Origin of the sequence: Lawsonibacter hominis (assembly GCF_014287895.1) — a bacterium.
Classification (GTDB): Bacteria; Bacillota; Clostridia; order Oscillospirales; family Oscillospiraceae; genus Lawsonibacter_A; species Lawsonibacter_A hominis.
This window is the reverse complement of sequence record NZ_JACOPP010000010.1, coordinates 107,326-117,553: the sequence shown is the minus strand read 5'-3', so window position 1 is coordinate 117,553 and position 10,228 is coordinate 107,326. Positions and strand designations below refer to the sequence as shown.

At 63.9% G+C, this 10,228-nt stretch carries 10 protein-coding genes, 2 tRNA genes and 1 rRNA gene; 11 read left to right on the top strand and 2 right to left on the bottom strand.

The genetic code is table 11. The annotated features are described in order from the left end of the window. The first annotated feature begins 137 nt into the window (after positions 1-137). The 11 genes from H8S57_RS09180 (at position 138) to H8S57_RS09130 (ending at position 8,686) form a co-directional block, all read left to right on the top strand. Positions 138-212 (top strand) — tRNA-Glu (locus tag H8S57_RS09180). Between the two features lie 18 nt (positions 213-230). Then, positions 231-306 (top strand) — tRNA-Lys (locus tag H8S57_RS09175). 85 nt (positions 307-391) lie between these two features. Further along, positions 392-507 (top strand): 5S ribosomal RNA (gene rrf, locus H8S57_RS09170). 54 nt (positions 508-561) lie between these two features. Continuing rightward, positions 562-1,242 (top strand): DNA/RNA nuclease SfsA, encoded by a 681-nt coding sequence (gene sfsA / locus H8S57_RS09165; protein WP_186907779.1) that lies wholly within the window; start codon positions 562-564, stop codon positions 1,240-1,242. 301 nt (positions 1,243-1,543) lie between these two features. Continuing rightward, positions 1,544-3,229, top strand: coding sequence for an ammonium transporter (locus tag H8S57_RS09160; RefSeq protein WP_186907778.1), 1,686 nt, complete (start codon positions 1,544-1,546; stop codon positions 3,227-3,229). 80 nt (positions 3,230-3,309) lie between these two features. Further along, positions 3,310-4,023 carry a GNAT family N-acetyltransferase gene (locus tag H8S57_RS09155; protein WP_186907777.1) on the top strand — a complete coding sequence of 238 codons (714 nt, stop codon included), beginning with the start codon at positions 3,310-3,312 and terminating at the stop codon, positions 4,021-4,023. 480 nt (positions 4,024-4,503) lie between these two features. Continuing rightward, positions 4,504-4,824 (top strand): PadR family transcriptional regulator, encoded by a 321-nt coding sequence (locus tag H8S57_RS09150; protein WP_186907776.1) that lies wholly within the window; start codon positions 4,504-4,506, stop codon positions 4,822-4,824. Continuing rightward, entirely contained in the window at positions 4,821-5,993 is a 1,173-nt protein-coding gene (locus H8S57_RS09145) for a DUF2812 domain-containing protein (protein WP_186907775.1), read from the top strand. Before H8S57_RS09150 ends, H8S57_RS09145 begins: the two co-directional genes overlap by 4 nt. Next, positions 5,990-7,087, top strand: coding sequence for a DUF2812 domain-containing protein (locus H8S57_RS09140; RefSeq protein WP_186907774.1), 1,098 nt, complete (start codon positions 5,990-5,992; stop codon positions 7,085-7,087). The genes H8S57_RS09145 and H8S57_RS09140 overlap by 4 nt, the downstream gene beginning before the upstream one ends. Before the next feature lie 2 nt (positions 7,088-7,089). Further along, positions 7,090-7,686, top strand: coding sequence for an NAD(P)H-dependent oxidoreductase (locus tag H8S57_RS09135; RefSeq protein WP_186907773.1), 597 nt, complete (start codon positions 7,090-7,092; stop codon positions 7,684-7,686). A gap of 1 nt (position 7,687) precedes the next feature. Beyond that, complete coding sequence (locus tag H8S57_RS09130) at positions 7,688-8,686, top strand: asparaginase (protein WP_186907772.1); 999 nt, start codon at positions 7,688-7,690, stop codon at positions 8,684-8,686. A 264-nt stretch (positions 8,687-8,950) separates the two neighbouring features. On the opposite strand, the gene recR is transcribed toward H8S57_RS09130, so the two are convergent. Both recR and rpe read right to left on the bottom strand, forming a co-directional pair. Next, positions 8,951-9,553 carry a recombination mediator RecR gene (gene recR / locus H8S57_RS09125; RefSeq protein WP_186907771.1) on the bottom strand — a complete coding sequence of 201 codons (603 nt, stop codon included), beginning with the start codon at positions 9,551-9,553 and terminating at the stop codon, positions 8,951-8,953. A 2-nt stretch (positions 9,554-9,555) separates the two neighbouring features. Further along, positions 9,556-10,203, bottom strand: coding sequence for a ribulose-phosphate 3-epimerase (rpe, locus tag H8S57_RS09120; RefSeq protein ID WP_186907770.1), 648 nt, complete (start codon positions 10,201-10,203; stop codon positions 9,556-9,558). Positions 10,204-10,228: the final 25 nt, after the last annotated feature.

Here is a 10,228-nt window from a genome sequence, read left to right as displayed (position 1 = left end):
TAAGGCGTGCAGCTGACCGGTACTAATAAGCCGAGGGCTTGACCTTAACATGATGATATGCAGGTAGCTTGTCTCTCCGCTTCCATTCTACATTGTTCGGTTTTGAGGGTGCTGGCACCTATGCGACGCGCACATAAGGCCCGTTGGTCAAGCGGCTAAGACGGCGGCCTCTCACGCCGCAAACGTGGGTTCGATTCCCGCACGGGTCACCATCATTTCTACGTGCGTATGCGCCTTTAGCTCAGTTGGTAGAGCAACTGACTCTTAATCAGTGGGTCCCGGGTTCGAATCCCTGAAGGCGCACCATTCCCTATGGAGCGCTTGCGGCGCTCCATAGGGAACCCTAAAAATTGAATGGATTTTAACCGGATTTCCGGTTGAAATAAATGCAGTCGGTATTGATTGCGGCGAGGGTCCACCCGTTCCCATCCCGAACACGGAAGTTAAGCTCGCCTGCGCCGAAGATACTCGCCTGGAGACGGGCTGGAAAAATAGGTAATGCCGACACAAAAAACGGACTTCTTTGGAAGTCCGTTTTTTGCTGCATGGGGAGGAAACCATATGCACTATGAAGGAATTTTGCCGGGCGTTTTTCTGGATCGGCCCAACCGCTTTATCGCCCATGTCGCGTTGGATGGGGCACCGGTCGTCTGCCATGTGAAGAATACGGGCCGCTGCCGGGAACTGTTGGTGCCTGGGGCTGCGGTTTACCTCCAGGAGTGCGGCAGCCCGGCTCGGAAAACGCGCTATGATCTGATCGCAGTGGAGAAAGGACGCCTGCTCGTCAATATGGACGCCCAGGCTCCCAACCAGGTCTTCCGGGAGTGGGCGGAGCAGGGCGGCTTCACGCCCGGGCTGACCCTGCTGCGGCCGGAGACCCGGTGGGGGGCCTCGCGCTTTGATTTTTATTTTGAGGCCGGGACACGGCGCGGCTTTATAGAAGTAAAGGGCGTCACCCTGGAGCAGGAGGGCCATGCGCGCTTCCCCGATGCGCCTACAGAGCGGGGCGTCAAGCACCTGGAGGAGCTGACAGCCTGTATGGCGGAGGGCTACGAGGCCTATGTGTGCTTTGTGATCCAGATGACGGGCATGAAGGACTTTGCGCCCAACGATGCAACGCATCCTGCATTTGGCGAGGCGCTGCGCCGGGCGGCCGCGGCCGGGGTGGGGGTGCTGGCCCGGGAATGCCGGGTGACGCCGGATACGCTGACAGTTGCCGGGGCGGTTCCGGTCCTCCTTTGAACTGAAAATGAATGACCTTTGGATAGAAAATGCATAAGAACTGTAAAAAATAGCTTAAAATTCTGCGGTTAAGCTGAAAATGCAAGAGGAGCGTTGACAACGGGCATGAAATCTGATAGACTGCCCCAGTAAGCAAAGGCGCTGCGGAGGAAGGGTCCTCCGCAGCGCCGCTCTGCTTTTTGGAGGCGGAAGCGGCCCTCGTCTCCAGACGCCCGGAAGGGAAAAGAGAACATCTGCGCAAAGACGCGCGCCCTGTTGATCCGGCAGGGCGGGCGTCTTTCTTGTTGAGGAGGAACGTTTTATGGACATGTCGATCTGGTATCTGGTTGGCGCGATTTTGGTCTTCTTTATGCAGGCAGGCTTTGCTATGGTGGAATCCGGACTCACGCGCGCCAAGAATGCCGGCAATATCATTATGAAAAACCTGATGGACTTTTGTATCGGAACGGTCGTGTTCATGCTGCTGGGCTACGGTATCATGAACAGCGAAAGCTACTTTTTCGGTCTCATCGGGCTGCCGGAATATCAGCTGTTTACCGGCTTTTACACATTTGATTGGTCGAACTTTTTCTTCCAGCTTGTGTTCTGCGCCACTGCCGCAACCATCGTATCCGGCGCCATGGCGGAGCGCACCAAATTCTCCAGCTACTGCATTTACTCCGCTGTGATCTCCGCCGTGGTCTATCCCATTGAGGCGGGCTGGGTCTGGAACGGGCAGGGCTGGCTGGCCCAGCTGGGCTTCATCGATTTTGCCGGTTCCTGCGTGATCCATATGGTGGGCGGCATCTCCGGCCTGATCGGTGCGATTCTGCTGGGACCCCGGATCGGCAAGTACGGAAAGGACGGCAACTCCCGTGCGATTCTTGGACATAATATCCCGATCGCGGCGCTGGGGACGTTTATCCTCTGGTTCTGCTGGTATGGCTTCAACGGCGCCGCAGCCTCCGATCCCGCCCAGCTGGCGCAGATCCTGGGCAACACCACCATCGCCCCGGCGGTGGCTACCGTGGTGTGCATGCTCTTTACCTGGATCAAAAACGGGAAGCCGGACGTGGGTATGTGCCTGAACGCGCCTTTGGCGGGGCTGGTGGGCATCACCGCCGGCTGCGCTGATCTGGATGCCGTGGGCTCCCTCGTGGTGGGCGTGGTCACCGGCGTGCTGGTGGTAGTCGTGGTGGAATTGCTGGATATGAAGCTCCACATCGATGACCCCGTGGGCGCTGTGGCGGTCCATGGCAGCTGCGGTATGGCCGGTACGCTCCTGACCGGCCTGCTGGCCACCGAAGGCGGCCTGCTCTACGGGGGCGGCCTGCGCCAGCTCGGCGTACAGTGCCTGGGGGTCGTGGCGGTCGCGGCCTATACCGGCGTGGTCATGACGATCGTGTTTCAGGTCATCAAGCATACCAACGGACTGAGGGTCACGCCTGAGGAAGAGGTCGCCGGGCTGGATGCTACCGAGCACGGCCTGCCCTCCGCTTATGCAGACTTCTCTCCCAACACCAGTATCACCGCGCTCCCCGCCGCCAACGCCTTCCCCGAGCCTGCGCCCGCCCCGGCTGCGGCGGCGCAAGAGGCCGCTATGGCGGAGGCGGTGCCGGTGCATACCATTACCAGGGGCGCGGCCGGCGGCCGCAAGCTTTCCAACGTGACCATCCTCTGCAACCAGGCCAAGTTTGAGGAGCTCAAGACCGCCCTGAACGGGATCGGCGTCACCGGCATGACGGTCAGCCAGGTCCTGGGCTGCGGGATACAGAAGGGGAAGACCGAATATTACCGCGGGGTCCCGCTGGCGATCAACCTGCTGCCCAAGGTACAGGTGGAGATCGTCGTCTCCAAGGTGCCGGTGGAGCAGGTGGTGAACGCCGCCAGGCAGGCGCTGTATACCGGAAGGATCGGCGACGGAAAGATCTTTGTTTACGATGTGGAGAATGTAATCAAGGTCCGCACCGGTGAAGAGGGATACGACGCCCTGCAGGGTGAGGAATAAACGAAGCACAGTACCCCGGGCTTGCAAACGCCCGGGGTACTGTGCTATAGTGGGAAAAACAGGAGCAGGAGGGCGACGCCATGCAGCCGGAGCTGGAGATCATCACCAAAGAAATTCCCGCAAAGGGGAAGGCCTATATCATCGTTCGCCGCTGCCCGCCGGAGGGCCTGGACGCCGCGCTGCGACGGGGAGCCGCTCAGGCGCTGAGTCAGGGGGCCAGCCTGCTCTATGCCGCGTCCACGGATCCGGAAGCGCCTCTGGAGGCGGGGGAGAAGCGGGGTTACCAGCTGATTTATGAGCACGATATGCTCCGTATGAGCCGGACGCTGACGGAGGAACCGCCGCGGCCGGGGCGGTTGCGCCTGGAGCCGCTGGTACGGGAAAAGGGCGGGACCTGGCTGGCGCTCTATAACGAGGGCTTTTTCAATGTGCCGAATTCCGCCACCTATGATGGGAACGACCTGGAACGTGTGCTCGGCGAAGCGTGCAGCGCCGGGTTCGTCCTGCTGGATGAGGTGCCGGTCGGGGTCTATGAGCTTGGCTTTGCGGAAGAGCAGCCGGAGATCGAGGGGGTGGCCCTGCGCAGGGACTTCCGGGGCCGGGGACTGGGACGTGAGCTCCTGCTGGAGCTGATGGGGATGCTGGCGCGGCAGGGCCATACGGAATGCTGGCTCCGCGTGGCGACCTCCAACCGGAACGCCTACGCCCTGTATCGCTCTCTGGGATTCGGGCGGGAGAGCGTCCTCTCCCGATGGTTCCAGGTGGTGTCGGAGAGCGATCTGCGCATCGAATAAGCGTGCACGGACAAAGCGGCGCGGCCTTTGGGGCGCGCCGCCGTCCGCTTGTCGCCCACACCATCCGCAGGGGCGCCGGGCAGGGGTTTTACCCGCAGGGGTAAAAACGGGGCCCCTGGGGGGCGCGCCGGAAAGGCCCCTTCTCAGGACGGGCAGAGCGCCTTTTTCGCAAAAAATGGAACCCGGTCCGTCCCGCATCCGTTTGTCTCCGAAGGCCCAGGGCCTTTTGCGACAGCCTCAAGCGGCGCGGCGGAAGCAGCGCCGCTTGTTTCTGCAACAGGACGCCGGCTTTTTCCTGCAGCCTTGCGGCCATGCGCGGCCCGCGCGCCGCCTCCGCCCTGGAATTTCGGGAAGCGGATGGCAATTGATCATTCGTGCCGCGCGGCGTATGTTCAAAAAAAGTTCCGTGAAGAGCGTTGACAGCAGGCGTGTTTCGTTTTACAATCGCTATGTCGATATTCGATATAAGGAGGGCGGGAGATGGCGCGCAAGAAGCTGGAGACGCTGACCGAGCAGATGTATTATGTCCTGCTCTCTCTGCGCGCGGAGCGCCATGGTTACGGGGTGATGCAGGACATTTCGGGGCTGACCGGAGGGCGGGTCAGCGTGGGCGCGGGGACCCTGTACGCCCTGCTGGAGCGTTTTGAAGGAGACGGACTGATCCGCCGGACGCGCACGGAAGAAAAGCGGAAGTATTACCGCCTGACGCCGGAGGGCGAGCGGGCTCTTTTTGCGGAGTACGAGCGCATCTGCCGCCAGGCATCGGATATGGAACGGGTGATGAAGGAGGAAGCGCCGTGAGCGGAGCATGGGGCCTGTTTGCCTACGATGCCCTGGACTATACGGCGGCCCAGCAATGGCTGGACCGGAAGGCCGCGCAGGGCTGGCGGCTGAAGAAGCTGTATTTCGGCCTGCTGGCCCGGTTTGAGCGGGACGAAACGAGTGTGATCCTCTGCTGTGTGGCGCCGCAGGGATACGTTCAGGGCGAAGAAGCGGATTCCTGCCGGCTCTGTGCCGGCACGGGCTGGGATTGGGTGGCCGGGGTGCGGGGCATGGACCTCTTTGTATCCCCGCCGGGGGTGTTTCCCCTGCCGTTTCCGAGTGATACGGCCCTGGAACCGGACGGCCTGTTCCGCCGGGTAAGGCGAAGGTGGACGGCGTCCGCCCTGCTCATCCTGAGTCTGTTCGCCCTGCTGGGCTGCGTGCTCTGGGGGACGGGCGGCATGCGCTGGAGCGTCCTGCTGACCTCCGACCGGATGCTGTGCGGCCTGGCTTTTGCGGCGGTGGACGTGGGCCTGCTGGCCGCCGCCGCGCTGTCCCATATCCACGTTTACATCCGCTGCCGCCGGTCTGTGGCGAAGGGAGACGGCCTGCCCGTCCGCCCTCAGCGGCCGGTCCGCGCCCGCGTCCTGCTGGATTACGCGCTCATGCTCCTGGTATGGCTCACCTGCTTCGGGAGCGCTCTGGCCTGGATCGGCGGAAATTCCCTTCCGGTGGAGCGTGCGGACCGGGAGGAGCTTCGCCGGGAGCCGGTGGTACTGGCCGAGGACCTGAAGATCCGGGACGGCCGGACCAGCAGCCTTTCGGTTCAGGAGGGCGCCTCTTTGCTGGTGTCCTGGCGGCGGACCTGCGAAGTGCTGCGGAAGGACGGAGCCCTGACCGGTCAGGTGAGGTGCGAGGTGTACCGCTGCCGCAGCGTACGCATCGCACGCCTGCTGGCGGGGGCGCTGTACCGGGAGGAACGGGAGGGCCGCCCCCGCCGTCTGCTGGAACGGCACGGGGCCCTGGAGCTGACGGAGGCGGCGCTGGGGTTTGACCAGGCGTGGACGGGAGACGGCCCGGACGGCTCCTGCCTTCTGCTGCGGCAGGGGACCACGGTGGCGGTCCTGGAAGCGCCTGCTGAACTGACCGGGGCCGACACGCTGGAGAAGCTGTGGACAAGACTGCAATTGGAGGGGAAGGCCGCATGAAGGAAAAAGATGTCTGTCTGCGCTGGTTCCACTATGCGCAGGAGGACGCGAAGGCCGCCCAGGAGGAGCTGGAGGAACGGGCATCGGAGGGCTGGGAACTGGAGGAGCTGGGGCTCTTTTTCGCCCGGTTCCGCCGCGCCGCCGCTCCCCGCCGCTGCTGGGTGGAGCCGGTGCGCTGGAACAGCATCCGGCGGAAGGAGGAAGAGCGCCGGGCGGACTTCATGCAGCTGTGCGGCGAGGCCGGCTGGGAGCTGCTGGAGGAGGCGGGCGGCCTGTGGTACTTCCGGGCGGCGGGGGAACGCGTCCCCGCTCCCATTCAGACCGACGGGGGCCTGGAGTGGGAGAGCGTATGGAAAAAGGCCCTGTGGGAGCGGGGCTTCAACCTGCTCTATCTGGCCCTTTTCTGGGGCGCCTATTTCCTGGTAAACTTTGTATGGAAGGGCTTTCACCCGTGGGAGATGCTGCTGAGCCGCAGCGCCATGATGCTGATGGGGATCTGGTGCCTTTGGGTGCTGATGGGGGTGCTCCGGGGCGGACACGTGCTGCGCTACCGCAGGCAGTGCCGGCGGGCGGCGGAGGCGGGGGGGCCCTTCCCGGTGCCTTCGCGCCGGCGGGCCCGGCTGCGGGGCTGCTGGGGCGTGGTGCAGGCCCTGCTGCTGGCGCTTCTGCTGTTGACGGCGCTGCTGGGCGCCGGCGAAGAGACGCGCAGCGGCGAATTAGGCGGGCTGATGCGCTATGAGACGGGGTCCGGCTTCGTGCGTCACACGGAGTACCGGCGCTTTGGAGAAGAGGACTGGCTCTACCTGGACGACTACGACTGCCGGTATGCTTGGCTGGCGGAGGCCATCTGCGCCGACCTGGTGACAGACGAAGCGGATGAGAGCAAGCTGGATCTCCACTTCCATGCCCCTGTGACGCCGCAGAGCGCCGACCTGGGCTTTGACGCGGCGTGGCGCTACGACGCAGGCGGCCGCGCCGGGCTCATTTTCCGTTCGGGCCGCCGGGTGGTGCGGGCCGAGGCCGCGGGGGCGGATTTCACCGATGAGAATGTTCTGGCGCAATTACGGGAAGCCTTTGCTTTGGAGGGAGCTTAACAATGGAAAATCTGCTGTTTATCAATGCCTGTGTGCGGGGGGAGCGGTCCCGCACCCGAAAGCTGGCCCGGCGCTTTTTGGAGGCGTATCAGGCCAAACACCCGGACAACACGATTACGGAACGTAATTTATGTGATGAAAGATTACAGCCCCAGTATCCGGAGATTCTGGACGAACGGGATGCGCTGTGGAACGCCGGACGGTTGGACCAGCCCATGTTCGAACCCGCCCGGCAGTTTGCCGCGGCGGATCGGATCGTGGTCGCCGCCCCGTTCTGGGACCTGTCCTTTCCGGCCATCCTGAAGATTTACCTGGAACGGATCTCGGTCGCCGATATCACCTTCGGCTATGACGAGCGGGGGGCGATGAAGGGCCTGTGCCGGGCCTCCAAGCTGCTGCTGATCACCACCCGGGGCGGTCGTTATGCCGGCACGCCCCTGGAGATGGCCACCCCCACCATGAAGGCCCTGTGCGTCATGTACGGCATCCCGGAGTTCCAGTGCCTGGACGCCGAGGGACTGGACGACGTGCGTCAGGACCGGGCGGCCCTCCTGGCCGCGGCGGAGCGCAGGGCGGACGCCCTGGCGGAGGTGTTTTGAGATGAAGAAGCGTATCCTGCTGCTGACTACCGGCGGCACCATCGCCTCCCTGCCCACGGACCGGGGGCTCTCTCCCGGCCTGAACGGCACGGCCCTGGCGGGGCTGCTCCCCCAGGGGGTGCTGGAGCACTACGCAATCACCGTTCGGGACATCCTGCATCTGGATTCCTCCAACATCCAGCCGGAGGAGTGGCAGACCATTGCACGGCATGTCTATGAAAACAGAACGCAATATGATGGCATTGTGATTACGCATGGTACGGACACAATGGCCTACACGGCTTCTGTGCTCTCCTTTATGCTGCAGGGGATCGGGGTGCCCGTGGTGCTCACCGGCGCCCAGCTGCCCATGACCCACCCCCTTACCGATGGGCTGGACAACCTGCGCACGGCGCTGGCCATGGCGGCCTCGGGCACGGCGGGGGTATTCCTGGCCTTTGACCGGAAGGTGATCCTGGGCTGCCGGGCGGTGAAGACCCGAACGACCGACTTCGACGCCTTTGAGAGCGTCAACGCCCCGCTGGCGGCGACGGTGGATGGGAAGGGTTTGCGGATCCATCGCCAGGCCCTTCCCGTCCCCGCAGGGTCGTGTGCGCTGCGGGACAGGCTCTGCGACAAGGTCTTCCTGATCAAGCTAACCCCAGGCCTGGACCCGGAGATCTTCGATATGCTGCTGCAGATGCATTACCGCGGCATCGTGATCGAGGCGTTCGGCGCGGGCGGGCTGCATTTTGTGCGCCGGGATCTGATCGCCAAGCTCCACGCGGCGGCGCTGGCAGGCATCACGGTGGTGGTGTGCAGCCAGTGCCTTTATGAGCCCAGTGATTTTTCCCTCTACGAGGTGGGTCAGCGGGCCCTGGCCCAGGGGGTCATCCCCGGCCGGGACATGACCACCGAGGCGGCGGTGACCAAGCTCATGTGGGCCCTGGGGCAGACGGCGGAGGCGGCGGAGATCCGGGATTGCTTTGACCGCAGCCTGGCGGGCGAGGTCACGCTGTAGCAAAAGCCCCCGGCCATGCGGCCGGGGGCTTCAGGCTGTCGAAAAAGCCTCGCAGAGTTCGCGCCCGCAGGCGCGAATTCAGTCCAATCCGTTTTCTCCGGCGACATGTACGTCGGAGAAAACACTTCTCGGCCTGCAAGTGTGCGAGTTGTCCGCCGCAGGCGGACAACGAGTGCGCGCAGCAGGCCGCAGCTCCTTCGAAAAAGTGGCAAAGCCACTTTTTCGACCCGCTGGAGCCCCCGGCCCTGCGGCCGGGGGCTTTCTTTACATTTCGCGGCGGCCCTCCAGGGCGCGCATAAGGGTAGCGTCGTCGGCATACTCCAGGTGACTGCCCACGGGGATACCGTAGGCCAGACGGGTCACCTTCACCTGGAAGGGCTTGAGCAGCCGGGAGAGGTACATGGCGGTAGCCTCCCCCTCCGTATCCGGGTTGGTGGCCATAATGACCTCCCGCACGTCCCCGGCGCCGACCCGCGCGAGCAGCTCCTTGACGCGCAGGTCGTCCGGGCCCACATGGTTCATGGGGGAGATGACCCCGTGGAGCACGTGATAGGCGCCGGAATACTCCCGGGAGCGTTCCATGGCGATCACGTCCTTGGGATCGGCCACCACACAGATGGTGCTTTGATCCCGCTTGGCGCTGGCGCAGATGGGACAGGGCCCGTCGCCTTCGGCAAAGTTCTGACACACCGGACAGCAGTGGATGGCGGACTTGGCCTGCCGGATGGCGTCGGCAAAGCCGGCGGCGTCCTCATCGGGCAGGGAGAGCACGAAAAGGGCCAGCCGCTGGGCGCTCTTCCGGCCAATGCCGGGCAGGCGGGCAAACTGCTCCACCAGACGCTCCAGAGCAGGAGGAAAGTATTCCATGCTTATTCCCCCCGCAAGGCGGCGATGGCGGCGGCCGGGTCCGCCGCGCCGTAGACCGCGGAGCCGGCCACCAGAGTATCCGCCCCGGCGGCCACCACACGGGGGGCGGTTTTGGCGTTGACCCCGCCGTCCACCTCCAGGCGGCAGGCGGGGTGATAGCGGTCGATGAGCGCGCGTACCTGGGAGACGGTTTCCAGCTGTTCCTCCAAAAAGGCCTGTCCGCCGAAGCCGGGTTCCACCGTCATCACCAGCACCAGGTCCAATTCCTCCAGATAGGGGAGGACCGCTTCGGCCTTCGTGATGGGCCGCAGGGCCACCGCTTTCTTCACCCCGCACCGGTCCATCTGGCGCAGGGCCTCCCGAATGCGGGTGGGGTGGTCGGCCTCCAGATGGACCGAGAGCAGGTCGGCCCCGGCCTGGGCGAAAGCCTCCACATAGCGCACCGGCTTGTCGATCATCAGGTGCACGTCCAGAAACAGGTCGGTGCATTTGCGGATGGACTGCACCACCGGCACGCCGATGGTGAGGTTGGGTACGAAGCAGCCGTCCATCACGTCCACGTGGAGCATGTCGGCGCTGGACACCCGGGCGATATCCCGCTCCAGATTCACAAAATCAGCGGAGAGGATGGAGGGAGAGATTTTAATCATTTTTTCACCACTCCTTGGTCGGTTT